Below are 23,033 nucleotides of genomic sequence, written 5' to 3'. Positions count from 1 at the left end.
CCCTTGGGGGGGGGGGAACCCCCGTGGGCTCCCCCCCCACCCTTCCCCACCACCCACCCCCCCCTCCCGCCCCCCCCCCCCCCCCCTGTGGGGGGGGGGGGGCGCCCCCGCGTCAGGCCGGTGACCCGTCCGGGTCAGCCGTTGCGGTGGTGCCGGCGGCCGTTCCAGGAGTCGGTGTCGAGGACGTTGCCACGGTTGTCGCGCAGGGTGGCGGTGTCGCGCTCGTCCCAGATCTGGTGGCGGCGGTCCTGGTAGACGTCGCGGCGGGTGTCGCGGCCCTGGCCGGTGTGGACCTTCACGCTCGACTGGCCGTCCAGGCGGAAGTCCTCGAAGCGGTAGCGGTTGCCCTGCCGGTCGGTGAGGGTGAAGCCGCGCAGGTTGACGCTCCTGCGCCCGGTGTTCTTGACCTCGACCCACTCCCGGTTCAGCGCGCGGTCGGAGCGGTCGCGGCCGACGGTGCCGTACTGGACGTCGCTGATGACGATCGAGGAGTGCGGAGCCCGGTGGTCGCGGTCGCGCCGGTGGTCGTCGGCGGTGGCCGGGAGGGCGGCGGCACCGACGAGGGCGCCCGCGGCCAGGAACGCGGCGACGAACCGGCGGGTGGCGAGAGAAGCAGACATGAAGATGACCCCTTCAACAGACAGCAGCCCGGTCCGCCTTGTGCGGGGCGGGTGGGCCTGGAACCGTTCCCGGCGTCCTGCCGAGGAGCCACACTCTGGCCCCCAACCGCCATCAAAAGCCACTAATTCGGGGCGTGTTGCAAAATGCGGATGTATCGGTGACTCTCGCGTGTATCGGACACATGTCAAGGCCACGCCGACATGAGCGGGGGGAGCGAGCCGAACAGGCCTTGGCGGGCCCGGAGACGGCGGCCTTCCCGCATGGACGCGCTGCCCTCGCGACCCCCTCCCGCTCTGCGCCGAACGGGTTCAGGGCCCTGTAACGACCGCTCCAACCGTTTCTTCGGACGTAGTCGCGTGAGCCGTTCTGGTGATCGAATCGAGGAGCTGGAGCTCGTCCGGCGTCAGCCGGAGTGCGCCCGCCGCCACATTGTCGGCGAGGTGATCCGGGTCGCCCGTACCGGGGATGGCCAGGACGTGGGAGCCCTGCCGCAGGATCCAGGCGAGCCGCACCTGCGCCGGTGACGCTCCGTGCGCCCGGGCGACGGCACGGACCTCGTCGTGCTCGGTCCGGACGGCGCCGGCCTCGGCCCCTTCTCCCGCGATGGAGAAGAAGGGCACGAAGGCGATACCGCGCTCCGCGCAGGCGCGGAGCATCCCCCTCCTGTCGGGCGCGTCGATCCCGTAGCGGTTCTGGACGCACACCACCGGCGCGATCGCCTCGGCCTGGGCCAGGTGCTCCGGGCGGGCGTTGGAGATGCCGAGGTGGCGGACCAGTCCGGCGTCGCGCAGCTCGGACAGGGCCCCGAAGTGCTCGCTGACGGACTCCTGGCCCATGACGCGCAGGTTCACCACGTCGAGATGGTCCCGGCCGAGCTGGCGCAGGTTCTCCTCGACCTGGCCGCGCAGCTGGTCGGGCCGGGCCGGCTCGGCCCATCCGCCGGAGGCGTCCCGGGCGGGGCCGACCTTGGTGGAGACGACAAGGCCGTCCGCATACGGGGCCAGCGCCGAGTTGATCAGCTCATTGGCCGAACGCAGCCGCGAGAAGTAGAACGCGGCGGTGTCGATGTGGTTCACGCCGAGCTCGACCGCCCGGCGCAGTACGGCGATCGCCCGGCCGCGGTCGCTGGGGGTGCCCTCGTGGAAGGCCGCGCTGCCGGTCAGGCGCATGGCGCCGAAGCCGATCCGGTTGACCGCGAGATCACCGAGCACCCATGTGCCCGAAGCTGCCGCGGAGACCGTGTGCGACGTCATCTGATTGATCAACTCCATCCGATCGGCCCTCGCCCCCCGATGGTCCAGGGCGAGGCGGGACCTGGAGTATGCGCAGGTGGAAGCCGTGCCGGAAAGGCGCGCAGGGGTGGGGGAAGATCACATCGCGAGCCGGAATCCTGCGTGCGCGCGGGGCGTTGTTCCTGCAGAAGCTTCCTCCCCCTCACCCGTGCTCAGGAGCGCGCGGTCGCGGTGCCGTGCCCGATAATGGTGGCGACGAGGCATTCGCACGGAGGAGGCCGGAATGGGACGGGACAGCAGGTACGAACTGGTATTCGCCGCCCCTGACCATGCGGTACCCGGTGGCGAGGAATCGGTCCTCGTACACCGCACCGACCGGACCGGGCCCGGGGGCCATCCGATCTACGCCGACGACACCGGAATCGTGCAGGCGGAGATCAGCGACCAGGGCGACGTACGCATGATCGCGAGCGGCGGCCACCAGGAACCCGCCTCGCGGGTGAGCGTCCGGGCCGTGCCCGGCGTGTGACACGCACGGTCCGGCGGCGCGGGCGCCCCGGCCGGTTCACCACCGTCATCCGGGGACGCGGATCCCTGGCGGGCACGGAACCTCGCACCAGACGCGCTTGCCGTCCACCCCCGGTTCGGAGCCCCAGTCCCGGGCCAGACGTTCCACGATCAGCAGTCCGTGACCGACCGGCCCACCCCGGTCGCCCAGCCCACGCGCAGGCACGCGCACCGGCGGGGCCGGGTTGCTGTCCGTGACCTCGATCCGCAGCCGCTCGGCCGAGAAGTCGAGGACGAGTGCCCGGGGTCCGCCGCCGTGCAGGCAGGCGTTGGCCACCACCTCCGACACCAGCAGGAGCACGTCCTCGGCGCTCTCGCGGTCGACCTCTCCCGTCCCGGGAAGCCAGCGCCAGGCGGTCAGCGCCTGACGGGCGAAGTCACGGCTGCGCGAGACGACATCGGTGGTTCCGGACAGCATCAGGCTCCAGACCCGGTCGGACGGCCCGCGCTGCTCCATGACGCTCAGGCTCCTCCGCCGAGTGGCGCCCTCAGGGCTTCCCCCACATCGGAATGGACCGGGAACACACCGTCCGCACCGGTGATCCGGAACATCCGGGCGACAGGTCCGTGCAGACCGGCCAGTTCCAGGCCGGCTCCCGCCTCCTGCGCCGCGAGGCGCGTGTTCAGCAGCACGTTCAGCCCGGTGGAATCGCAGAACCCGAGTCCCGCCATGTCGACCAGCAGCCGCCGCCCCGGGGCGAGTGCCTCGTCGAGCGCGTCCCGCAGCGGCTGCGCCGTGTCGTGGTCCAGTTCCCCCGTGAGGGTGAGGACGACAGCTCCGTCCACGGCCGCCACCGCGACGGTGAAGCGTTCGCTCTCCGCTTCCGGCACCATCCGGCATCACCCTTCCGTCGTGCACTGGTGCACCTGCCCGGGTTCCCGCGCGATATGCCTGTCCGTCCCGTGCGGAAGGGGGGCGCCTCATGCCGCCTCGGCCTGCGGTTCCTCGGCGAGCAGGCCCTCCCGCAGCCGGCCAAGGATGCGGCCCAGCAGCCGGGAGACGTGCATCTGCGACATGCCCAGGCGCTCCCCGATCTCGGCCTGGGTCAGCTCCTCACCGAAACGCAGGGCAAGTATCGTCCGGTCCCGTTCGGACAGCTCTCCCACCAGCGGCTTGAGTGATTCCAGGTCCTCGACCGTCTCGAAGCGGCTCTCCTCGACGCCGAGGCTCCGGGACGACACGCCGGGGGCCTCGGCGTCTTCCGCCGACACGGGGACGTCGAGGGACAGGCTGGTGAAGCCGTTGGCCGCGAGCCGGCCCTCGCAGACCTCGTCCACGGTGATGTCCAGCCGCTCGGCGAGCTCCTGCGCACCCGGAGCGTGACCCAGCTCCTGCTCCAGGGCGTCGTTCGCCTTGGCCAGGTCGATGCGCAACTCCTGCAGCCGGCGCGGTACGCGGACGGCCCACGTCGTGTCACGGAAGTACCGCTTGATCTCCCCCACGATGGTGGGCAGGGCGAACGACATGAACTCGAACCCGCGCTCCGGATCGAACCTGTTGATGGCCTTGATCAGGCCGATGGTGCCGACCTGCAGGACGTCCTCCCACGGCGCGCCGACGTGACGGACGCGCGTGGCCGCGTACTTGACCATGCTCAGGTTCAGCTCGACCAGGGTGTTGCGCACGTACGAGTACTCTGCGGTCCCCTCGTCCAGTTCGTGCAGCCGCCGGAAGAGCGTGACCGACAGGTCGTGGGCGTCAGCGGTGCTCACGGACCGCGGATCGCGGATCTCGCGAGGGTCCTGCGGAGCGTCCTGCTGCGGCGCGGAGCCGGACTGGATACGGAGAGTGGCAGGCATGAAGCCTCCTCGGGCAGTTCCCCTCAAGCCCCATACCCTCTCCCGACGGGTTGAAGCTGTGCACGCCGTGGCCGTACGTCACTCTTCGTGAGCGTGCGCGCGGTCCAGGGCGCGATACCGGTCGAACGCCTCGCGGGCGTCCGGGATGAACGCGGAGCGGCGGACCAGTTCTTCGAGTTCGGGCTCGGTCAGCCAGTCGAACCAGGCGACTTCCGCGGGGTCGGGCTGAACCGGTGCGGTGACCACGGCTTCATGAAGGCCCAGCAGTAGGGGCTGATCACTCCGTCGCACAGGAATTTCAGCACGAAGCGGGGAACGGCCCGGACCCCGAGCTCCTCCGCCAGTTCCCTGGCCGCTGCCTCCCCGTACGACTCGCCGACGTCGACGGCGCCACCGAGCATCCAGTTGAACTGCCCCGGGAAGCGGGACGCGTCGTCCGGGCGGCGGTGCACGAGGATCAGGCCGTCGCCGTCGCGGCACACGATCGTCGCGACGCGGTGCGGCAAGCGCTCGCGAATCGCCTCCGCACGGTCCACGACCGCCACGACGCGGTCCTGCTCATCGACCCGTTCGACCAGTTCGCCCATGGGACACATGATCGCAAGGGCCTCTCCCTCCCTCGGGTACGGGTGTCCGCCCGGCCCCGGGAACGGGCCGCGGCCCGACAGCGGGTCAGCTGCCGGGCCGGACCACCACCGCCACCACCTCGACCGGCGCGCTGTAACGGAAGTGGAGGACGAACGGCACCATGTCGCCCGCCTGCCAGCGGATCGGCTTCGTCCGGGTCGTGACGCTCAGGCCGGAGGGGGACATGGCGACGGTGCCACCCGCGGTCACCCGCACCGGACTCGCCGGCCGTAACAGGTCGGCCCCGAGCCCGGAGCTCTCCCGCCGGCTGAGCAGTGTCTCCTCGACGCCAGGTGACGTCACCTCGGTCAACTGGTCGTCCGCGCCGCCGATGTTGGTGATGTCGAAGAAGGCGGCCGTGTCCCGGCTGCTGCCCTGAGGCAGGAGGACACGGCCGTTCCCGGCGGCGATCTGCGGGGGGCTGCCCGCGGCGCCGGACGAGGTCCAGGCCGTCAGAGCGGCCAGCGCGAGTGCGCCGGCGGCCACCGGGACGATGGCGGCGCGCAGCCCCTCGTGCACGCTTCGACGGGTCGGGAGACCGCCGACCGGGGGCTGCTCCGAAGGTGAACGCGTCATCGCCCCGTACCTCCCGTCCGGCTGCTCGTACCCGCCCGTCGTGCCTGCGGTGCCGGCTGCCAGGTACGCAACCGGAGACTGTTGGCCACCACCATCAGGGAACTCACCGACATCGCGGCCGCCGCGACCATCGGGTTGAGCAACCCCACCGCGGCGAGCGGCACGGTGACGACGTTGTAGCCGAAGGCCCAGACGAGGTTGGCCCGGATCGTCCCGAGGGTCCGCCTGGCCAGCTCGACGGCGTCGGCGACCGACTCGATGTCACCGCGTACCAGCGTGACATCGGCCGCGCCGATGGCCACGTCCGTTCCGCTCCCCATGGCGATGCCGAGGTCGGCCCCGGCCAGGGCGCCGGCGTCGTTCACCCCGTCGCCGATCACCGCGACCCGTCGCCCCTGACCGCGTAACTCCCGTACGAGCCGCGCCTTGTCCTCGGGCGAGCAGTGCGCGTGCACGTCCCCGATCCCGATCCCGAGCGCGGCGGCGACCCGGGTCGCGGTGGCCTCGCGGTCGCCGGTGGCCAGCACCGGCTCCACCCCCAGGCGCCGCAGCCGGTCGACGGCCCGGTAGCTGCCGGGGCGCAGGGCGTCCCCGAGAGCGATCAGAGCCTGGTCGGCGCCGTCCACCCGGACCAGGACCGGCGTGTGCGCGGCCGCCTCGGCCTCGGCCAGGGCTCTGTCCAGCGACGGATGCAGGTCCGCACCGGCGGCGCAGACCTCCACGCGGTGCCCCTCCACCACCCCGGTCACACCGGTGCCCGCGGTCGCCCGGAATCCGGTCACCCCGGCCGGCGGCCTACGGTGCGGGTCCTGCCGGGAGTACGCGACCACGGCGCGGCCCAGCGGGTGCTCGGAACCCTGCTCCACCGCCGCGGCCAGCCACAGGGCCCGCTCCGTGCCCATCCCGTCCGGCACGGCCGTCACACGCGTGACGGTCATCCGGCCGGTCGTCAGCGTGCCGGTCTTGTCCAGGACCACGGTGTCGACGTGCCGCAGGGTCTCCAGTGCCCGCGGGCCGCTGACCAGCAGACCCAGCTGCGCGCCCCGGCCCGTCGCCGCCAGCAGGGCGGTGGGGGTCGCCAGCCCCAGGGCGCAGGGACAGGCCACGACCAGGACGGCCACACAGGCCGTGACGGCTGCCTGCGGATCGGCCCCGGCACCGAGCCAGAAGCCGAGAACGGTGACGGCCAGGGCCAGCACGACCGGGACGAAGACCCCCGCCGCCGTGTCGGCCAGTCGCTGGGCCCGGGCCTTTCCGGACTGTGCCTCGGTGACCATGCGGGTGATCCGGGCGAGTTGGGTGTCCGCGCCGACCGCGGTGGCCCGGACGACCAGCAGCCCGCCCGCGTTGACCGCGCCGCCGACCACCGCCTGGCCGGGTCCCACCTCGACGGGCTCGCTCTCGCCCGTGACCAGGGAGAGGTCGACGGCCGAACCGCCGGAGGCCACGACCCCGTCCGTCGCGACCCGCTCGCCCGGCCGGACGACGAACTCCTGCCCCACCCGCAACTGCTCGATCGGGACGAGCCGCTCGGCGCCGTCCTCCCGTACCGTCACGTCCTTGGCGGCCAGACCGGCGAGCGAGCGCAGGGCCTCACCCGTGCCACGGCGGGCCCGGGATTCGAGGAAACGCCCGGTCAGCACGAACAGCGGGACCCCGACCGCGGCCTCCAGGTAGATGTGGGCCACCTCACCGCCCGCCGAGGGCAGCAGACTGAACGGCATCCGCATCCCCGGATCGCCCGCCCCGCCCAGGAACAGCGCGTACGCCGACCAGGAGAAGGAAGCGACCACGCCCAGCGACACCAGGGTGTCCATCGTCGCCGCCGCGTGCCGCAGCCCCCGTACCGCCCGGGTGTGGAACGGCAGCGAACCCCAGACGGCGACCGGCGCGGCCAGCACGAAGCAGAGCCACTGCCAGTTGCGGAACTGAAGGGCGGGCGCCATCGACAGCGCCAGGACCGGAACGGACAGCAGGGCGGTGATCAGCAGCCGCCGCACCTCCTCGCGGCCCGGGGCACCCTCGGTCCCCGCCGGCGGCGTCCGGTCCTCCGCAGGCCCGGGTGGCGCCGGCACCTGGGCGCTGTAGCCCGCCCGCTCGACCGCCGAGACGAGGTCTTCCGTCGTCACGTGCGACGGATGCATCACCCGGGCCCGCCCGGTGGCGAGGTTGACCGTGGCGCGTACGCCCTCGATCCTGGCCAGCCGCTTCTCGACGCGGTTCACGCAGGCCGCGCAGGTCATCCCGCCGACGACCAGATCGGTGGTGGCCACCACCTCGGTCCGCCCGGCCGTCACCGCGTGCCCCCCGTACCGCCGCTGTGCCCGTGCGGCCGCCCCAGGTCCCCTACGAATGCCGGGCTGTCGACCTGGGTGGACCGCATACCGGGGGCCACCGGGCCGGCGCTCGCCCCCACCGCGTACGCCGCGCCGAACATCACCAGGAGGAGCGCTATGAAGCCGGCGAGGGCGGGAGGCGGCGCCCACCGCTTCAGTGCGGTGATCGCCAGGGTCGGGTACTCAAGCCGGTCCGTCATCGTCACTCCGGATACTTGTACTCGGTTCCAGAAGGACGAGGTGCCGATCAGCCGTGCCGGAGCCGGGACGGCACTTCCTCCGGCGAGGTAGTCGCAGAGAACCGGGAGGAAGTTCCCGCGACTTTTTCTCTTCCGTACGCCGGCCCGTGTGCGGTGCCGGGAGCGAGGTCACAGGCGCGGACCCTTATGGACCTCTTGCTCCGTATGTCACTCTGGCCGGGCGCATCGGGTCACCCGCCCGCCGCACGCCCCGGCCGACCGACCGACACGGAAAATGCCCATGTCCTTGCCGTTCCCGTACCGAGCCGTCCCCGCCGTGCTGGCCGGTGCCGTGACCGCCCTGCTGGCGGCGTGCACCGCCTCGACCGCCGCCGGTGCGGCCGTACCCGCTTCCGTCCCGGCCGCCACACCTCCGGCGGTGGTCACCCCCGCCGCCGCTCCCGTGCCCGCTCCTGCTTCCGCGGCGCCCGTGGTCTCCACGCTGTCCATACCCGCCGCGGGTGTCACCGGACTGCGCGTGGTTCCGTACGAGGGCACCACCGACGACATGCCGGGAACCCGTATCCAGGACCTCGGCGTGGCGGCCAGCCCTCACGGGAAGCGGGGCGGGGTCGGGCCGGGCCAGGTGGGCAATTTCCTGGTCACCGCGCACCGCATGTCGGCCGGTGGTCCGCTGGGGGACCTGCCCACCGTCGAGCAGGGCGACACGGTCCTCGTGACCGTGGGCGAGGTGGTCTACACCTACGAGGTCACCGCGACCCGCAAGACGTCCTTCCGGTCGGAGCGCTCGCTGACCGAACAGCGCGCAGCCGTGCCCGGGGCGCCCGGGGCGGCCCCCACCCAGGCCATGATCACGATCTCGACCTGCGCCACGCCGGAGGACCACGCCGAGGGCAACTTCTGGAGCGACGCCCAGGGCAATCCCGAGCACCGCATCGACAAGATAGGCGTGCTGCGCAAGACCTCCGCTAAGGAGTGAGCCGCCGGTGCGCGGCGCGCGCGTGGACGAGGCGGGCGATGACGGTTCCCGTGCCCGCCGCGGCGAGTAGGCAGGCGAGGCGTATCAGGTCGTAGGGGGTCTCCCAGCTGAGCTCACCCACGGGCGCGGTCGCGAAGACGTTGAGGACGAGCCAGCAGAGCAGGGCGGTCCCCGGGGCGGCGGTGAGGCGGGCTCCGGTGCTCACCACGGCCACGGCGAGGGAGAGCGCCATGAGGTCGACGGTGGGGTCGTCCGGTCCGTCCAGGAGGTTGAGCACGGCGACCAGGGTGACGGCCGCGACGGCCGCCGCGGCCCAGACCGAGGTGGTCGCGGCAGGGCTGGGTACGGGACGAATGCCTGAGCTGATCCGTTTCCACTCGACCATGCGACGCCTCCTTCGCGCGACGCCCCGCCGTCGGGGCCCTCGGAGATGATGCCCCACCGGGGGAGGACGCCCGGAGCCGTGAGCGGGGCCGCGCCGCTGCGTCGTCCGCCCCGGCCGCTCGCAAGGTGCGTCGCTGAAGTGGCCGCCGGGGGTGGGGACTTCGCGGCGCTGTCGGCGAAGTTGACCGCGGGGGAGCCGGAAGCGTCGGCCGACGCGCTGATGCCGTCCCGTCACAGCCCCAGCCTGCTGTCGACCACGGACCTGGGACTCGGCGCGGAGCGGGTCGAGCTGTCCTCCCGTTCCCGTTGGAACGGGAGGGCGTTGGGGGGACCCGGATGCGGACCGAGACCGGAGCGTCCGTCGTCGCCGTGCTGCGGCGCGCCACCGACGCCGCCGGGCGGCGCGGGCCCGCCGTCACCGTCGACGCCTGAGCCAGAGCACCGACCCGACGAGCCGGGGAACCACGGGGGACAGAGAACCGCACGAGACGCTGCCGAGCGCGGTACGGCTGGTCCGGTCCAAGGGCTGACCCGGGCGCCGCGCCGGGGAGCCCGCCGGCGTCGGTGGTGGGTGCGCGGGGAATACTGGCTGAATGCGTCAGACGCCGCCGCCCGCCGTGGTCCCGGAGCCGATATCGGCCGACCCGCCGCGCCCGGTGGACCGCCCTCTGCTCACCCAGTCCTGGCTCGACCTGGCGTTCCTGCACTGGGCCGCCGACCCCGCCCAGGTCGCCCCGCTGCTGCCCGCCGGCACCGTGCCGGACATCCTGGACGGGGTCACGTACGTCGGCCTGGTGGCCTTCCGCATGCACAAGGTCGGCTGGTTCCGCCTTCCCGGCGTCCCCTACCTGGGTTCCTTCCCCGAGACCAACGTCCGCCTCTACTCGGTCGACGCCCGTGGCCGCCGGGCCGTGGTCTTCCGCTCGCTGGACGCCTCCCGGCTGATCCCGGTGGCCGTCGGCCGGGCCGCGTTCCGACTGCCGTACGTCTGGTCCCGGATGACGGTCCGTGTTGACGGTGACACGGTCACGTACACCAGCAGCCGACGCCGGCCCGGCCCGCGCGGCGCGCACAGCCGGATCGCCGTACGCGTGGGTGGGCGCATCGCGGAGCCGACGGCCCTGGAGCACTTCCTGACCGCCCGCTGGGGCATGCACACGCAGCTCTTCGGCCGGCCGCTGTACGTCCCGAACGCGCATCCGCGCTGGCCGCTGCACCGCGCCGAGCTCCTCGGCTGCGACGAGGACCTGGTGGCCGCGGCAGGCCTGCCCGCCCCGGCCGGGCCGCCCGTGAGCGTGCTCTACTCGCCCGGGGTCCCCGTACGGTTCGGGCGGCCGTCCCTGGGGCGCTCCTGACGCGGGTACGACACCCGCCAGGGGCCTATACGGTCGTGCGGGGCTCGCCGTGGCCGGGTGTGCCGTTCGCCACCTCGGCCGACGGCGCCGCCGGGCCCGGCGCGGTCAGCGGGCCGGCGAGGTAGGCCAGCAGTCCGGCGATCTCGTGGCCGGCCTCCGCAGGGTGGCGGAAGCGGGCGCCGGGGGCGACGACGTAGCGGTTGCGCCGTCCGTCCCGGGTCCTGCTGAGGTACCCGTCCGCCTGCAGGTCCGTGACGATCGCCTGCACGGTGCGCTCGGTCAGACCGCACTCCATCGCGATGTCGCGCAGCCGGATGCCCGGATCGCGCGCGATGGCGATGAGAACCCGGGCATGGTTCGTCAGGAAGGTCCAGCCGTTGCGGCGGGGACCTGTGTGCTCGCTCTCCACACCGTCATTCTTGAGGGATGACTCACGAAATGCAATTCCAGAACCAGTTTTCCGGTATTACTTGACGTGTCTCTCCGGCCCCGACAGGGTGCAGGGGAAGCGGAAGCAGAGTTCCGCATGACCAGAGCTACCGAGCGACGCAGCGCACCGCAAGCACACGTGCCCAAGGAGCGAAGACGATGACCTTCACGGCCAAGGCCGAGGCCACGACCCCGACGACGATCCCGACGACGGCCGCCCCCGGCGGTGGCGCCGGCGAAGCCCCCGCACTCGGCGGGCTGCCGGACGTGCCCTGCCCCCGGGAACTGTCGACCCGCGACGCCCGGGAGCTGACCCGTGTCTTCTTCGAACGGCTGCAGAGCCTCGAAGAGGGAACGCGCGAGTACCAGTACGTGCGCAACACACTGATCGAGATGAACATCTCACTGGTGCAGTTCGCCGCACGTCCGTTCCGCGACCGCCCCGGCGGCCCCGAGAACGAGGACATCATCCAGGTCGGCATCATCGGACTGATCAAGGCCATCGACCGCTACGACCCCGAGCGCAACACGCAGCTCACCACACTCGCCCTGCCCTACATCACGGGCGAGATCAAGCGCCACTTCCGGGACACCACCTGGGCCGTACGCGTGCCGCGCCGCCTCCAGGAGCTGCGCCTGGAGCTCGCGAAGGCCACGGAGGAGCTGACCGCCGAGACGGACCACGCGCCCACCCCCTCGGAACTCGCCGAGCGGCTGGACCTCACCGAGGACGAGGTCCGCCAGGGCCTGGTCGCGGCCAACGGCTACTCCACGCAGTCCCTCGACGTGCCCCAGGACAGTTCCGCCGGCGGCCCCCAGGTGTCCACGGCCGCACGGACCGCGCGCAGCCTCGCCGAGACCATGGGCGGCATCGACCCCGCCCTGGAGGCGGTCGAGGACCGGCACGCCCTCGCGCCGCTGCTCGCCGACCTGGACGAGCGCTCCACCCAGATCCTGGAGCTGCGCTTCGGCCAGGAGATGACCCAGGCGGAGATCGGGGCGGAGATCGGCCTCTCCCAGATGCAGGTCTCCCGGGTGCTCACCCGCACGCTGGGCTCCCTGCGCGCGGAGCTGCTGCACGCCTGACCCGGAACACCTGGCTCGAAGCGCCCGACCCGGGCACGCCTGGACCCGTCCGACCGGACCGTCGGGGGTTCATGCGTGCCCGGGTCGGCCCCTGCGCAGGCGCTCGGCGTCGATCTCGGCCCAGACGACCTTGCCGTGCCCGATCGCCTGGACGCCCCAGCGGTCGGCGATCCGGTGCACCAGGCGCAGGCCGTGCCCGCCCGGGCGGCCCGGCCGCAAGGCGGGCAGCGGTCGCGGGAGCCCTCCGTGGCCGTCGCACACCTCGATGCGGAACACGTCCCCGGCGCGGAGCCTGAGCTCGTGGCAGCCGCCGGCGTGCAGCTTGGCGTTGGTGACGAGTTCCGACACGACCAGGACCGCGTCCTCGGCGGTGTCCCGACCGTCCCACCCCCAGTCCTCCAGCGCCTCACGGGTGAACCGGCGCCCCCGCGCGACCTGCCGGACGGCGTCGCGCAGGGCGAGCCGACGGAGCTGCGGGAAGGAGGCCGGCCCCCGCGCGTCCGGTACGGGCCCGCCGGTGTCCGGTCCGATGGTCTGCACTGCGCACTCACCTCGTCCTCGGCTGTCGTGTCGTGGTCGCTTGTACCCGCCATCGCGGAACGGACGCCCCGTTTGTCCACGCAAGGGCCGGGCACGTGCGACGGGACCTGTCCCCGAGCCCCATCCAGAGGAGTCATGAACAGCCTTCTGCAAGTGCCGGCCGTCCTGGGCGGCGCGATCGTGCTCACCCTCGTCGCGGGCAAGCTCACCGACCTGCTGCTGCGGCGCGCGGGCGCCCGCCACCCCGAGACACCGCTCTGGAACATGCTGCGCCGCTGCCGCACCTCGGTACGGGTCCTGCTGTTCGCTGCGGTGCTGCGCGCCGTGTACCGGCAGATCGCATGGCAGCCGCTACAGGAGCACGAGGCTGTTGTGGGCAGAATCCTGACGCTCGTACTGATCGGTGCGAGCGCGTGGTGCGTCGTCCTCGTCGCCTCCGCCGTGGTCGAGTCCTCGTACGCCCGCTACGCGCTCGGCACGCGCGACCCGTCCCGCGTGCGCAGGGTCCGTACCCAGGTGACGCTGATCATGAGGATCGTCACCGCCGTGGTCGCCGTGGTGGCCGCCGCCGCGATGCTGCTGACCTTCCCCGACCTCCGCGCCGTCGGGACCTCGCTGCTGGCCTCGGCCGGGATCATCGGCATCGTCGCGGGCGTGGCCGCCCAGTCCACCCTCGGCAACCTCTTCGCCGGATTCCAGATTGCCTTCGGCGACATGGTGCGGATCGGCGACACCGTCGTGGTGGCCGGCGAGTGGGGTGTGGTCGAGGAGATCACGCTCACCTTCCTGGCCGTGCGCACCTGGGACGAACGCCGCATCACCATGCCCGTCTCGTACTTCACCGGGCGGCCCTTCGAGAACTGGTCGCGCGGCGGGATCCAGATGACCGGCACGGTCTTCCTGCACTGCGACCACACCACCCCCGTCCCGCTGATGCGCGAGAAGCTCAAGGAGATCCTGGACGGCTGCGAGGCGTGGGACGGCCGAGGCTGGGACCTGGCGGTCACCGACACGACGCCCAGCGCCATCGTGGTGCGGGCGATCGTCACCGCGAAGGACGCGGACGACCTGTGGACCGCCCGCTGTGCGGTACGGGAACAGCTCGTCGCCTGGCTGGCCGAGAAGCACCCGTACGCCCTGCCGCGGGTCTCCACGTCCGCGGCCGCCGTCCCGTCGGAGTGCGCGGACGGTGTTTCGAAACGGGCACCCGGGTCAGACGCGTGAGGGAGGAGTCCGAAGACATGCGCAAGGCGCAGGAGAGGAGTCGGGACATGCCGAAGGTGGCACACCTGCCGGGCCGTGCGGAGCACCTGTGGGAGTGGCAGGAGGACGCGGCGTGCCGGGAGCTCGGTACGGACCGGTTCTTCCACCCGGCGGGGGAGCGCGGTGAGGAGCGCTCCGTGCGGGAGCAGGAGGCCAAGGAGGTCTGCGCGCTGTGCCCGGTGCGGGCGGAGTGCCTGAGCCACGCGCTGCGCGTGCAGGAGCCGTACGGGGTGTGGGGCGGACTGACCGAGGACGAGCGACGGGCGCTCGGTTCGCGCAAGGCGGGCTGACCGGCCGGGTGCGCCGCGCCGCGCCGTACGCGGCGGTCCACCCGGCCGGCGGTCGGATCAGGGGCGCGCGTTGAGTTCCGCGACGATCGAGGCGGGCGTGTGGCCGCTGCCGTCCGACAGGCGGTGGAAGTCGACGGAGACGAAGTTCGGGTCGCGGCCCCCCGTGGCCGACCGGCACTGGTCTGCGATGCGGCTGCGCAGCTTGGCGCCGTTGTCCAGGGCCGCCGTGAGGACGGTGGGCACGTTGCGGTGGTGGCTCATCGTGAACAGGCGCCGGAATCCGGGCTCCTGGCGGTCGAGCGGCACGTCGGACCAGCGGCTGACGCACGAGAGGTCGTTGCCCAGGTCACCGAGGCTCCAGAAGTTGCTCACGGTCCAGGCCTTGTCGTACATGACGCCCAGGTACTCCCGGTCGGACCGGTCGGAGAAGATCAGCAGCCGCTTGCCGGAGGTGACGAGGTCGGCCACCTTGGGCCAGCCGTGCTGTCGTACGCCCCACTCGTCGGGCCGGAACACCATGTCCTGCAGCCCCCTGACCCGGCCGAGCGACGCCTGCAGCTGACCGGCGCCGACGTAGTCCTCCAGGAAGACGGTCACGACCTCCTGCGGATGGGCGGCGAGGAAGTCCACCACGGTCTGCATCGTGCCGTGGAAGGTCTGCCGCGGCAGGGCGTACGTGGCTCCGGCGAAGGTCTTGCAGTCGCCGTGGCACAGGTACACGTCGCTGGGGTAGCAGTCGCTGCCGAAGCTGATGATGCACAGCCAGGTGCTGCGTTCGTACCAGTGCGTGTCCAGGCTCAGGCCGCGCACGCCGTTGTCGAGCTGGGCGCGTACGGACTCGGACTGGTTCACCGAGCTCCAGCGGGAGTCCTCGTAGTTGGTGAAGGCGTTGTGGGTGGTCAGGAAGGCGGCCTCGTCGAGCCGCCGGTCGCCCCAGCGGGCGGCCGCGGCGGCCGTGCTCGCGGTGGTCGGAGTGGCCGTGGCGGCCCTGGCCGTGGCCGTGGCGGTGGCTGCGGCCGGGGGCGAGGCGGCCGCTGTGGTCACCGTGCCCAGGAGGGCCAGCAGGAGGAGGCACACCAGGGCGCGCGACCGCACTCGTAATCGCATGTCCATGTCAATCGGCATGGCGCGGAGGATAGCGCGCGGGCCGTGGATCCGACCCCCAGCGGACGTGTCGGGCTGTGGTCCGGCGGCCCGGGCTCGCGCGCGTCGGCGAATCGAGGTTTGGTTGAGGCATGAGCCGGCGGCGCGTACCGGTGCCCCGGCACCGGTTGCCGCAGCACGCCCCCGACGCGCCGGAGGAGGGTGGAGCATGCCTGGACCTGCGCTTTCACCTGTACCTGTACCTGTACCTGGACCCGGAGCTCGACCCGGAGCTCGACCCGCACCCCGACCGATGTCCGGTCGCCGCCGGTGCGCGGCAGCCCTCGTCGTGGCGGCGGTCTGCTCCTCGATGCTCGCCGTGCCGGAACTCGCCGCGGCCCGGGCGGAGCCCTCGCCCTCGCCTTCGCCCGCGCAGACCGTCCCCCGGCTGGACTGGAGCCCCTGCAAACCCGGCAGCCCGTACGACTGCGCCACCGCCCAGGTGCCGCTGGACCACGCGGCGCCCGCCGGCCGCACCATCGACCTGGCCGTCGTCCGCCGGAAGGCGGGCGACCCCGCGAAACGCATGGGCACCCTGTTCGTCAACCCCGGTGGCCCCGGCGGCCCCGGGACGGTGCAGGTGCCGCAGAACTACGACTCCTTCCCGAAGGACCTGCGCGAACGGTTCGACATCGTCAGCTGGGACCCCAGGGGCATCGGCAACAGCACCGCCGTGAACTGCTTCGACAGCCCCGAGGAGGCCCAGGCCTGGGGTGCGGGCAAACCGGGCGGCTTCCCGGTAGGCGAGAAGGAGCGCACGACCTGGATCGACGCGTACGAGGACCTGGGCCGCCGCTGCGAGAAGCGCGACCCCGACCTCCTGCGCCACGTGTCGACCGCCGACACCGCCCAGGACCTCGAACTGCTCCGCCGGGCGGTGGGGGAGCCGCAGCTCAACTACCTCGGCGTCTCCTACGGCACGATCCTCGGCGCCACCTACGCCAACCTGTTCCCCGACAAGGTCCGCGCCATGGTCCTCGACAGCAACATCGACCCGCTGGCGTGGACGAACAACGCCTCGACGAGCGAACCGCGGACCACGACGCTCCTGCGGATGGGCTCGGACCGCACCGCGGCGGCGACCCTCGACAAGTTCCTCGACCTCTGCGGATCCGCCACCACCGCCCGCTGTGCCTTCTCGGCCGGCAGCCCGGAAGCCACCCGCGACAAGTTCGACCAGCTGATGCAGCGCCTGCGCGAGCACCCCGTGGGCCCGTGGAAGTACGCCAACACCGTCGCCGACGCCGTCAACAGCCTCTACATCGTCCACCCCGGCTGGACCGATCTCGCCGCCCGGCTCCAGGAGCTCTGGCAGGGCCGCGCCCCGAAGCCGGCTCAGTACCCGCCCCCGCCGCCGGTCGCGAACCCGAGTCCGTACCTGGGTGATGAACAGGCGGGAGCCGTGTGGTGCGGCGACAGCCCCAACCCGCGCGACCCGGCCGTCTACCACGGTCTGGAGGAGGACAGCGCCAAGCGCGCCGGCGATGCCGGACGCTTCTGGACCTGGGCCGGTGAGCCCTGCGCCACCTGGCCGGCCCGCGCCGCCAACCGGTACGACGGCCCGTGGGACAAGCCCACGGCGCATCCCATCCTGGTGGTCGGAACCACGTACGACCCCTCGACCCCCCACTCGGACGCCCAGGCCATGGCCGGGGAGCTGGCCGACGCCCGGCTGCTCACGAACAACGGGTACGGCCACACGGCACTCTTCAACAACTCCAGTACCTGCATCAACACCTACGAGAGCCGCTACTTCATCGACGGCACCCTCCCGCCGCCCGGTACGATCTGCCAGCCGGACCGGCTCCCCTTCTCCTGACGTGGCCCGTTCGCCTGACGTGCCCGGCGGCCGGGTCACGGGACGAGGACGACCTTCCCGGCGACCGTGCCGGACTCGGCGAGGCGCATCGCCTCGGCGGCGCGCGCCAGCGGGATCTCGGCCGCCACCTTGGCGGTGATCTCGCCGTGCTGGAGGGCCGTGAACACCTGGGTGAGGTCGGAGCGCAGGCGTGCCCGGAAGCGGTCCTTGGCGTAGGCGCGCCCGGCCCACACGTTGAAGAAGTACGCGCGGCGGCCGTTGGGCAGCGCGTTCCACACCCACACCCGGCCGAGCAGCCTGAGCACCGGCCACGAGCCGGAGCCCTCGTCGTCGCGGGTGGCTGCGCTGCCGTAGGAGACGAGCGTGCCGCCGGGGGCCAGGAGCCGCCAGGAATCGACGATGCCGTCGCCGCCCACGTGGTCGAACACCGCGTCCACTCCGCGGGGCGCGAGGGCCCGTACCCGTGCGGGGACGTTCCCGGAGCGGTAGTCGATGGGGGTCACCCCGAGAGCGCGCAGCGCGTCGTGGTGGCGGGTGGAGGCGGTGCCGATCACCTGCGCGCCCGCGGCCAGCGCCAGCTGGACCAGGATCGAGCCGACACCGCCGTTGGCGCCGTGGACCAGGACGGTCTGGCCGGCGCGCACCCGGGCCTTGCGGTGGAGCATCTGCCAGGCGGTGATGCCGTTGACCACCGCGGTCTCCGCTTCCACCGGGCTGACGCCCTCCGGTACCTCCACCACGTCGGCGGCGGTGAGCGCGACGTGGCTCGCCCACCCTCCGGTCTTCGTCAGGGCGGCGACCCGCTTGCCGAGCAGCGCGGAGCCGACGCCCTCGCCCACGGCCAGCACCGTGCCGACCAGGTCGTATCCGGGGACGAAGGGGAACGGCGGCTGGTCGTAGTACCGGCCCCGCCGCATCTGCTGCTCGGCGAAGGACACGCCCGTCGCCTCCATGGCGACGACCACCTGGCCGGCCGTCGGGACCGGGACGGGACCGCGGTGGAACTGCAGGCCCTCCGGCTCGACCTTGCCCGGCAGAACGACCTCGACCCGCTCGACGGTGTTCGTCATCACGACCTCCATGGAGTTTCTGCATCTCGTGTTCGTTAGAAGCTATAACAAGAGTGATCGGCTATCTCTTCGATGTCAAGGGGGTGGCTCGTCCGATCGCGAGTGGCTATGCCGATGGTGATAGCCTCTAACTCATCTGGTGGTGAAGGACGAGCGGTGAGAGGCGGCGGGCATGACGGGCGGCACGAAGACCCCACGGGAGCGGTACCGGCAGCAGGTGCGCGAGGAGGTCAAGGAGAAGGCCTGGCAGCAGATCGCCGGCTCCGGCGCCTCCGCGCTCTCCCTCAATGCGATCGCCAAACAGATGGGCATGAGCGGACCGGCGCTCTACCGGTACTTCGCCAACCGCGACGAGCTGATCACCGAACTCATCCGCGACGCCTACCGAAGCCTCGCCGACGCCTTCGTCGCCGCCGCCGACGGGGGAGCGGGCCGGCCCGGCCTCGCCGGGCTGGCACAGGTGCTGCGCCGCTGGGCCCTGGCGGACCCGCACCGCTACTTCCTCGTCTACGGCACCCCGGTGCCCGGATACCACGCGCCGCCGGACGTCACCGAGATCGCCTCGGAACTGATGTCCGTCCTGCTGGACGCCTGCGCCACCCCGGACACGGAGCCGCACGCCTTCGAGGACCACCTGGCCGCGCACCGCGCATGGGCCGGCAGCCACCCGGACGCCCCGCCCTCGGCCCTGCACCTGGCCCTGACCTTCTGGAGCCGCCTGCACGGCGTGCTGTCCCTGGAACTGGCGGGCCACTTCACCGGCATGGGCCTGGACCCGGCCCTGCTCTTCGACGCCGAGGTCGACCGCCTCGCTACGCCCTGAGCCGCGTCAGATCTCCGTGTCGACGCGGGCGACGAGGCCGCCGAACCGCTCGCGGGTGGCGGTCCGGTCGAAGTCGCGTGGGAACTCCGCGTCCCCGGAAGCGTCGAGTTCCCGCAACGGCGTCCGGAGAAACTGGCGGTGGCCGTCGGTCACGGGCACCGCTCGGCTCACAGCCCGGTGACCTTGGCGCTCGCCGACAGCTCGTAGACCAGGGTGAGCGTCCGCCGGCCGCCCGGGGCGAGCGCGACGTCCCAGCGGGCGATGCCCTCGGAATCGACCGTGTCCGGCGCCGGCGAGCAGGCCTCCTTGCGCAGGCGCACCTCCACCGCCGAAACCTCGGAGACCGGGATCCGCTCCCGGACGACGACCACCCGTTCGCCGTGGTCCCCGGGGGCGGAGAACCGGGACAGGTGCAGCCGGACCGTGCGGGTGACCACCGTCCGCTGGGTGAATCCGGCCGAGTCGCGGGACTCCTCGGCGTACCGGACCACCCTGTGGTCGTCGCAGCTGCCGAAGGCCAGCTCGACCGGGGCGCCCGGGGCGGTGAAATCCAGCGTGCCGCGGCCGCTGAACCCGCTGCCGCGGACCAGGTCCACGGGACCCGCCAGCAGTGCGTGGCCGGACCGGTTGTCGAAGGACACCACCCGGGTGACCAGCGGGGACAGCTCGGGGGAGCAGGCGTACTCGCTGCTCGCGGCCGTGCGATAAGAGGAGAGCGGCACCCGGTGGGCGCGGCCGTCCCCGCGTACGGAGACCGGCACGGGGGAGTGCAGCACCCGCGCCTCGCCCCCGTCGTCCACCCCGGGCAGGCCGAGCACCGGGGCCGCCGGACCGAGGTCCCCGATCTCCTCCTCGCGCAGTTCGACGTCGACCGTGCGGCGCTCCGCCGCCGTGCGGTCACCCACCGTGAGGCGGTCCTCGTCCAGCCGCGGCGGCTCGGTGGCCAGCGCCGACCGGGCCGTCGACAGGGTCAGCCGTACGTCGGACCAGTCCTCGCCGGTGCGCTGCCAGACCATCGCGTCGGTCTCCAGCGTCAGCGAGTCACCGTCCAGGACGGCCCGGTAGGCGGGCCGCCACAGTGCACAGGGCGTGAGGTGGCTCAGGCGCAGCCGGACCGGACCGGCGGCCGCACTGTCCACGGTCAGCTCGATATGACCGACCAGCCCGGCGGGCTCGGTCTCGGAGCGGTCCACGGCCTGCCGGGTCTCCCCGAGCTCGACGGCGAGGGCCGCCAACCGGGCGTCGACGGCGCGCAGCTGCTCACCGTACGTATCGCGCTCGCCGTCCACCCGGTCCATCTCGCGAGCCCAGCGGGGCCCGTCGGTCTCCCCGGAGCCGGCGCCCTCGCCGATCTCCCGCAGCAGATCGGCGGCGAGCCGGCCGAGCACGTCCAGCCGGGCGTGCAGCCGATCGCGCCGCTGCCCCAGGGCGAGCTGCTCCTCCTCAAGGACGTGCACGCGCAGGCGCAGGGCGGAGTCCTCGTCGGCGGACGGCAGCGGTCCGCGCGGCTCCCAGCTACGGACGATCCGTACGTCGAGCACGGTGGCCGGGTGTTCGGCGGCCAGCTCGGCGTGCAGGGTGCGGTCGACGGCCAGCGCGCTGACCGGACCGAGCCGCAGCCGCTGGACCCCCGCCTCCAGCTCCAGTACGACGGCGCGCTCGATGTGGGCGCGGTCCTCCAGGCAGGTGACGGCGGTGACGGGAAGGGCGATCGGCTTCGGGGCCGTGGACATGATGGGTGTCAGCTCCTGCGGTTGCCGCCGACCAGGGCCTTGCCGGCCGGGATGCGGATCTCGTAGCCGCCGTCGAGGGCGGTGGTCCCCCCGGCGGGCAGGTCCACCCGCCAGATGCGGGTGCCCGGGGCGTGGTGTTCCGGCCCGGCGCCGTCCTCGGGTGTCGTCCAGCCGGCGCGCTCCTCGATCCGGACATCCGGATCGGAGGTGACGGGCACCCGCTCGTGGACCTCGACGGTGACGGGTCCGGCGAGCCGGTTGGCCAGTTCCACGCGGACCTGGTGGTCGAGCACCGTGGTGTTGTTGCGCAGGCCCGAGGTCGACTCGCGCAGGTTCGTACGACGGGTGACCCGGACGCCCTCGGCGGGTCCGAGCCCCACCCGGCGGACCCCGCCGGGGGCGAGCGTGGGCAGTGCGGCGGTCAGCAGGAAGTCCTCACCGACGGTGACCTCCACCGGGCCGGCCAGCAGCGCCTGGTCGGTGGCGTTGGAGAGCACCAGCGTCGCGTACACGGTCTGCTCCACGGACGGCACGCAGACGTACTCGGTGTGCAGACCGACCGGGATCTCCCCGACGGTGACGGTGTGCCAGGTGCCGTCCGACGGAATGTCCGCGCGGGCGGCGGCGTCGAAGCGGTGGTCGAAGGAACCCGCCGACTCACGGGGCCGCACGGCGTGCCCGGGCAGGGGCAGCCCGCCCACCGCCTCGGCGCGGCGGCGGTGTTCGGCCGCCACCGGGTCGGCGGGGGAGTCGGCGAACAGCCGGCCCCTGCGACCGCCCTGCTCGTCGGGGCCGCACAGGACGAGGGCGGCGTAGTCGAGCTCGGCGCCGCTCGGCTGCGGCGGACCGGCCACCGGTTCCGGCGCCGGAGCCGACGCGGACGCCGGGGGAGCGGCCCGGCCGGGGGCCGCGGGAGCCGCGGGGGCGGGAGCCGCAGGAGCAGGGGCCCCGCCGAAGCCCATGCCGCCGCCCCGCGGCCTGCCGGCCGGCCGCGGGCGGGCCGGCTGGGCGAAAGCGGGCAGCGAGCCGCCGACGCCGTCCGGGGCGGTGCCGTACACGCCGCCCGGCACCGGGCGCGCGCCGTAGCCCTGCGGCGCGGGCGCGGCTGCCGGGGCGGGTGGCGGCGGAGGGGGCGGCGGTACGGGACCGGACGCGGAGCCGGCCCTGACGGCCGGGGGGACGACGGTCGGGGCCGGGCGGCGGGGCCCGGCCGCCTCGTAGCCGGCGAACAGGTCGGCGAGACCCGCCGGAGGCTCGCGCCAGCCGGACGGCGCGGGGGCGGGCTGTCGGCGCCCGATCCGGACCGAACGGAGCTTCGGCAGGTCGGTGCGGCGCCGCAGGTCGGCGGTGGCCAGCGCGATGCGCACACCGGTCCAGTCCTCGCCGGTGCGCTGGGCGACCGAGGCACGCAGCACCAGACGGCCGTCGCCGTCGCCCTGACGGTGCGTGAGCCGGTACGCCGGCACCCAGACGGCGCCCGGAACCCCGTACTCCAACTCCAGCTCGACCTCCCCGGCATCACCCTCGGCATCGCCGTTGGCGTCACCCGTGGCGTCGAGCGTCAGGAGCGCGGAGACCGTGGTCTCCACATGCGCCTGCGGGGCGTCGGTGGAGGCGCGGGCGAGCCGGTCCGCGGCGACGCCGAGCTCGTGCCCGACGAGGCGCAGCGCGTCCTCCAGCTCCACGAGGCGGGCGTGCAGCCCCGTCAGCCGCCCTTCGGCGAAGTCGGCGAGCTCCAGCCACGCGTCGACCGGCGTGCGGCGCTGCGGGGCCTCGGGGTCAGGGGCCGGGGGCACCGGCCGCAGGGCCCTGACCTCGTCGATCAGCACCCGTTGCCGGTCACGGCGGCCCTGCGCCGCCGCGTACTCGTCGCGCAGCCGTTCGACCTCGCGCCGCAAGGCATCGGGTGCGCCGGTGCCGCGCGGTTCGGCCTCCACCTCCACCCGGGCCCCGGTCACGCGCACGCCGGGGGCGCCCAGCACACTCGCCCGCAGCGAGCCCGGGTCCAGCGAGCGGGGCAGCCCCGTCACGCGCACCCGCCCGTCCGCCGGCATGCTGCCCCGGACCAGCCGGCGGCAGACCGCGCCCTGCGCGTACACCACGACCGAATCGAGGGTCGAACTCCACCGCTGTGCTGTCTCCGCCGTCATGTACTCCGCC

The 23,033-nt window shown here is 73.1% G+C and carries 24 protein-coding genes and 2 pseudogenes; 9 read left to right on the top strand and 17 right to left on the bottom strand.

The genetic code is table 11. The features are described from left to right. Nucleotides 1–134: 134 nt before the first annotated feature. Nucleotides 135–620, bottom strand: coding sequence for a lamin tail domain-containing protein (locus tag ACZ4YL_RS20650; protein ID WP_468118185.1), 486 nt, complete (start codon nt 618–620; stop codon nt 135–137). 309 nt (nt 621–929) lie between these two features. After that, nucleotides 930–1,874, bottom strand: a complete 945-nt coding sequence (locus ACZ4YL_RS20645) for an oxidoreductase (protein WP_468118184.1) — start codon at nt 1,872–1,874, stop codon at nt 930–932. Between the two features lie 262 nt (nt 1,875–2,136). On the opposite strand from ACZ4YL_RS20645, the gene ACZ4YL_RS20640 reads away from it, so the two are divergent. Beyond that, on the top strand, nt 2,137–2,382 hold the full coding sequence (locus tag ACZ4YL_RS20640; protein WP_189743668.1) for a DUF6296 family protein: 246 nt from the start codon (nt 2,137–2,139) through the stop codon (nt 2,380–2,382). Between the two features lie 45 nt (nt 2,383–2,427). On the opposite strand, the gene ACZ4YL_RS20635 is transcribed toward ACZ4YL_RS20640, so the two are convergent. The 7 genes and pseudogenes from ACZ4YL_RS20635 to ACZ4YL_RS20605 form a co-directional block, all read right to left on the bottom strand. Beyond that, on the bottom strand, nt 2,428–2,877 hold the full coding sequence (locus ACZ4YL_RS20635; RefSeq protein WP_468118182.1) for an ATP-binding protein: 450 nt from the start codon (nt 2,875–2,877) through the stop codon (nt 2,428–2,430). Between the two features lie 5 nt (nt 2,878–2,882). Next, nucleotides 2,883–3,254, bottom strand: a complete 372-nt coding sequence (locus ACZ4YL_RS20630; protein ID WP_468118180.1) for an STAS domain-containing protein — start codon at nt 3,252–3,254, stop codon at nt 2,883–2,885. Between the two features lie 87 nt (nt 3,255–3,341). After that, on the bottom strand, nt 3,342–4,220 hold the full coding sequence (locus ACZ4YL_RS20625) for a SigB/SigF/SigG family RNA polymerase sigma factor (protein WP_468118178.1): 879 nt from the start codon (nt 4,218–4,220) through the stop codon (nt 3,342–3,344). A gap of 78 nt (nt 4,221–4,298) precedes the next feature. Beyond that, nucleotides 4,299–4,807: pseudogene (locus ACZ4YL_RS20620) on the bottom strand (NUDIX domain-containing protein). Nucleotides 4,808–4,892: 85 nt separating this feature from the next. Next, nucleotides 4,893–5,423, bottom strand: coding sequence for a copper chaperone PCu(A)C (locus ACZ4YL_RS20615; protein ID WP_468118176.1), 531 nt, complete (start codon nt 5,421–5,423; stop codon nt 4,893–4,895). Then, nucleotides 5,420–7,666 carry a heavy metal translocating P-type ATPase gene (locus ACZ4YL_RS20610; RefSeq protein WP_468118208.1) on the bottom strand — a complete coding sequence of 749 codons (2,247 nt, stop codon included), beginning with the start codon at nt 7,664–7,666 and terminating at the stop codon, nt 5,420–5,422. The genes ACZ4YL_RS20615 and ACZ4YL_RS20610 overlap by 4 nt, the downstream gene beginning before the upstream one ends. 50 nt (nt 7,667–7,716) lie before the next feature. Further along, the gene (locus tag ACZ4YL_RS20605) at nt 7,717–7,959 is read right to left on the bottom strand and encodes a hypothetical protein (RefSeq protein ID WP_468118174.1); all 243 of its coding nucleotides are present in this window, start codon (nt 7,957–7,959) and stop codon (nt 7,717–7,719) included. A 280-nt stretch (nt 7,960–8,239) separates the two neighbouring features. Between ACZ4YL_RS20605 and ACZ4YL_RS20600 the strand changes: the two genes are divergently transcribed. Continuing rightward, nucleotides 8,240–8,938 carry a class E sortase gene (locus tag ACZ4YL_RS20600; protein WP_468118172.1) on the top strand — a complete coding sequence of 233 codons (699 nt, stop codon included), beginning with the start codon at nt 8,240–8,242 and terminating at the stop codon, nt 8,936–8,938. On the opposite strand, the gene ACZ4YL_RS20595 is transcribed toward ACZ4YL_RS20600, so the two are convergent. Next, on the bottom strand, nt 8,928–9,323 hold the full coding sequence (locus tag ACZ4YL_RS20595; RefSeq protein WP_468118170.1) for a DUF4118 domain-containing protein: 396 nt from the start codon (nt 9,321–9,323) through the stop codon (nt 8,928–8,930). The two genes, ACZ4YL_RS20600 and ACZ4YL_RS20595, sit on opposite strands and share 11 nt — an antisense overlap. 156 nt (nt 9,324–9,479) lie before the next feature. On the opposite strand from ACZ4YL_RS20595, the pseudogene ACZ4YL_RS20590 reads away from it, so the two are divergent. Then, a pseudogene (locus ACZ4YL_RS20590) lies at nt 9,480–9,706 on the top strand (potassium transporter TrkA); the annotation flags it as partial. Between the two features lie 209 nt (nt 9,707–9,915). Continuing rightward, on the top strand, nt 9,916–10,677 hold the full coding sequence (locus ACZ4YL_RS20585) for a YqjF family protein (RefSeq protein ID WP_468118169.1): 762 nt from the start codon (nt 9,916–9,918) through the stop codon (nt 10,675–10,677). A gap of 25 nt (nt 10,678–10,702) precedes the next feature. Here ACZ4YL_RS20585 and ACZ4YL_RS20580 read toward each other — a convergent pair whose 3' ends face one another. Next, on the bottom strand, nt 10,703–11,086 hold the full coding sequence (locus ACZ4YL_RS20580; RefSeq protein WP_468118167.1) for a helix-turn-helix transcriptional regulator: 384 nt from the start codon (nt 11,084–11,086) through the stop codon (nt 10,703–10,705). Nucleotides 11,087–11,265: 179 nt separating this feature from the next. Between ACZ4YL_RS20580 and ACZ4YL_RS20575 the strand changes: the two genes are divergently transcribed. After that, a complete protein-coding gene (locus ACZ4YL_RS20575; protein ID WP_468118165.1) occupies nt 11,266–12,192 on the top strand; it encodes a SigB/SigF/SigG family RNA polymerase sigma factor in 927 nt (308 codons plus the stop codon). Nucleotides 12,193–12,261: 69 nt separating this feature from the next. Here ACZ4YL_RS20575 and ACZ4YL_RS20570 read toward each other — a convergent pair whose 3' ends face one another. Continuing rightward, nucleotides 12,262–12,732, bottom strand: a complete 471-nt coding sequence (locus tag ACZ4YL_RS20570) for an ATP-binding protein (protein ID WP_468118163.1) — start codon at nt 12,730–12,732, stop codon at nt 12,262–12,264. A 135-nt stretch (nt 12,733–12,867) separates the two neighbouring features. Between ACZ4YL_RS20570 and ACZ4YL_RS20565 the strand changes: the two genes are divergently transcribed. Both ACZ4YL_RS20565 and ACZ4YL_RS20560 read left to right on the top strand, forming a co-directional pair. Beyond that, a complete protein-coding gene (locus ACZ4YL_RS20565) occupies nt 12,868–13,956 on the top strand; it encodes a mechanosensitive ion channel family protein (protein ID WP_468118162.1) in 1,089 nt (362 codons plus the stop codon). 47 nt (nt 13,957–14,003) lie between these two features. Beyond that, on the top strand, nt 14,004–14,285 hold the full coding sequence (locus ACZ4YL_RS20560) for a WhiB family transcriptional regulator (RefSeq protein ID WP_468118160.1): 282 nt from the start codon (nt 14,004–14,006) through the stop codon (nt 14,283–14,285). 57 nt (nt 14,286–14,342) lie between these two features. Here ACZ4YL_RS20560 and ACZ4YL_RS20555 read toward each other — a convergent pair whose 3' ends face one another. Beyond that, nucleotides 14,343–15,410, bottom strand: coding sequence for a PI-PLC domain-containing protein (locus ACZ4YL_RS20555; RefSeq protein ID WP_468118159.1), 1,068 nt, complete (start codon nt 15,408–15,410; stop codon nt 14,343–14,345). A gap of 271 nt (nt 15,411–15,681) precedes the next feature. On the opposite strand from ACZ4YL_RS20555, the gene ACZ4YL_RS20550 reads away from it, so the two are divergent. Continuing rightward, nucleotides 15,682–17,247, top strand: coding sequence for an alpha/beta hydrolase (locus ACZ4YL_RS20550; protein ID WP_468118157.1), 1,566 nt, complete (start codon nt 15,682–15,684; stop codon nt 17,245–17,247). Between the two features lie 35 nt (nt 17,248–17,282). Here ACZ4YL_RS20550 and ACZ4YL_RS20545 read toward each other — a convergent pair whose 3' ends face one another. Beyond that, the gene (locus ACZ4YL_RS20545; protein ID WP_468118156.1) at nt 17,283–18,329 is read right to left on the bottom strand and encodes a medium chain dehydrogenase/reductase family protein; all 1,047 of its coding nucleotides are present in this window, start codon (nt 18,327–18,329) and stop codon (nt 17,283–17,285) included. A gap of 160 nt (nt 18,330–18,489) precedes the next feature. Here ACZ4YL_RS20545 and ACZ4YL_RS20540 point away from each other — a divergent pair, with 160 nt between their 5' ends. After that, nucleotides 18,490–19,140 (top strand): TetR/AcrR family transcriptional regulator, encoded by a 651-nt coding sequence (locus ACZ4YL_RS20540; RefSeq protein ID WP_468118154.1) that lies wholly within the window; start codon nt 18,490–18,492, stop codon nt 19,138–19,140. 6 nt (nt 19,141–19,146) lie between these two features. On the opposite strand, the gene ACZ4YL_RS20535 is transcribed toward ACZ4YL_RS20540, so the two are convergent. Genes ACZ4YL_RS20535 through ACZ4YL_RS20525 form a run of 3 tightly spaced genes read right to left on the bottom strand, consistent with a single transcriptional unit; the run spans nt 19,147 to nt 23,023 of the window. Beyond that, complete coding sequence (locus tag ACZ4YL_RS20535) at nt 19,147–19,311, bottom strand: hypothetical protein (RefSeq protein ID WP_468118152.1); 165 nt, start codon at nt 19,309–19,311, stop codon at nt 19,147–19,149. Next, complete coding sequence (locus ACZ4YL_RS20530) at nt 19,308–20,873, bottom strand: DUF4139 domain-containing protein (protein WP_468118150.1); 1,566 nt, start codon at nt 20,871–20,873, stop codon at nt 19,308–19,310. The genes ACZ4YL_RS20535 and ACZ4YL_RS20530 overlap by 4 nt, the downstream gene beginning before the upstream one ends. Before the next feature lie 8 nt (nt 20,874–20,881). After that, a complete protein-coding gene (locus ACZ4YL_RS20525) occupies nt 20,882–23,023 on the bottom strand; it encodes a DUF4139 domain-containing protein (protein ID WP_468118148.1) in 2,142 nt (713 codons plus the stop codon). Nucleotides 23,024–23,033 lie beyond the last annotated feature (10 nt).

This window comes from Streptomyces sp. NPDC030021, assembly GCF_055574035.1.
This window is presented reverse-complemented; position numbering and strand designations above follow the sequence as displayed.

Coding starts and splice junctions, on each gene's coding strand:
- ACZ4YL_RS20565 (WP_468118162.1), top strand. CDS start 12,868: ATGAACAGCCTTCTGCAAGTGCCGGCCGTCCTGGGCGGCGCGATCGTG.
- ACZ4YL_RS20610 (WP_468118208.1), bottom strand. CDS start 7,666: ATGACCTGCGCGGCCTGCGTGAACCGCGTCGAGAAGCGGCTGGCCAGG.
- ACZ4YL_RS20640 (WP_189743668.1), top strand. CDS start 2,137: ATGGGACGGGACAGCAGGTACGAACTGGTATTCGCCGCCCCTGACCAT.
- ACZ4YL_RS20635 (WP_468118182.1), bottom strand. CDS start 2,877: ATGGAGCAGCGCGGGCCGTCCGACCGGGTCTGGAGCCTGATGCTGTCC.
- ACZ4YL_RS20630 (WP_468118180.1), bottom strand. CDS start 3,254: ATGGTGCCGGAAGCGGAGAGCGAACGCTTCACCGTCGCGGTGGCGGCC.
- ACZ4YL_RS20605 (WP_468118174.1), bottom strand. CDS start 7,959: ATGACGGACCGGCTTGAGTACCCGACCCTGGCGATCACCGCACTGAAG.
- ACZ4YL_RS20545 (WP_468118156.1), bottom strand. CDS start 18,329: ATGGAGGTCGTGATGACGAACACCGTCGAGCGGGTCGAGGTCGTTCTG.
- ACZ4YL_RS20615 (WP_468118176.1), bottom strand. CDS start 5,423: ATGACGCGTTCACCTTCGGAGCAGCCCCCGGTCGGCGGTCTCCCGACC.
- ACZ4YL_RS20645 (WP_468118184.1), bottom strand. CDS start 1,874: ATGACGTCGCACACGGTCTCCGCGGCAGCTTCGGGCACATGGGTGCTC.
- ACZ4YL_RS20550 (WP_468118157.1), top strand. CDS start 15,682: ATGTCCGGTCGCCGCCGGTGCGCGGCAGCCCTCGTCGTGGCGGCGGTC.
- ACZ4YL_RS20530 (WP_468118150.1), bottom strand. CDS start 20,873: ATGTCCACGGCCCCGAAGCCGATCGCCCTTCCCGTCACCGCCGTCACC.
- ACZ4YL_RS20595 (WP_468118170.1), bottom strand. CDS start 9,323: ATGGTCGAGTGGAAACGGATCAGCTCAGGCATTCGTCCCGTACCCAGC.
- ACZ4YL_RS20575 (WP_468118165.1), top strand. CDS start 11,266: ATGACCTTCACGGCCAAGGCCGAGGCCACGACCCCGACGACGATCCCG.
- ACZ4YL_RS20600 (WP_468118172.1), top strand. CDS start 8,240: ATGTCCTTGCCGTTCCCGTACCGAGCCGTCCCCGCCGTGCTGGCCGGT.
- ACZ4YL_RS20560 (WP_468118160.1), top strand. CDS start 14,004: ATGCCGAAGGTGGCACACCTGCCGGGCCGTGCGGAGCACCTGTGGGAG.
- ACZ4YL_RS20625 (WP_468118178.1), bottom strand. CDS start 4,220: ATGCCTGCCACTCTCCGTATCCAGTCCGGCTCCGCGCCGCAGCAGGAC.
- ACZ4YL_RS20650 (WP_468118185.1), bottom strand. CDS start 620: ATGTCTGCTTCTCTCGCCACCCGCCGGTTCGTCGCCGCGTTCCTGGCC.
- ACZ4YL_RS20585 (WP_468118169.1), top strand. CDS start 9,916: ATGCGTCAGACGCCGCCGCCCGCCGTGGTCCCGGAGCCGATATCGGCC.
- ACZ4YL_RS20555 (WP_468118159.1), bottom strand. CDS start 15,410: ATGCCGATTGACATGGACATGCGATTACGAGTGCGGTCGCGCGCCCTG.
- ACZ4YL_RS20525 (WP_468118148.1), bottom strand. CDS start 23,023: ATGACGGCGGAGACAGCACAGCGGTGGAGTTCGACCCTCGATTCGGTC.
- ACZ4YL_RS20540 (WP_468118154.1), top strand. CDS start 18,490: ATGACGGGCGGCACGAAGACCCCACGGGAGCGGTACCGGCAGCAGGTG.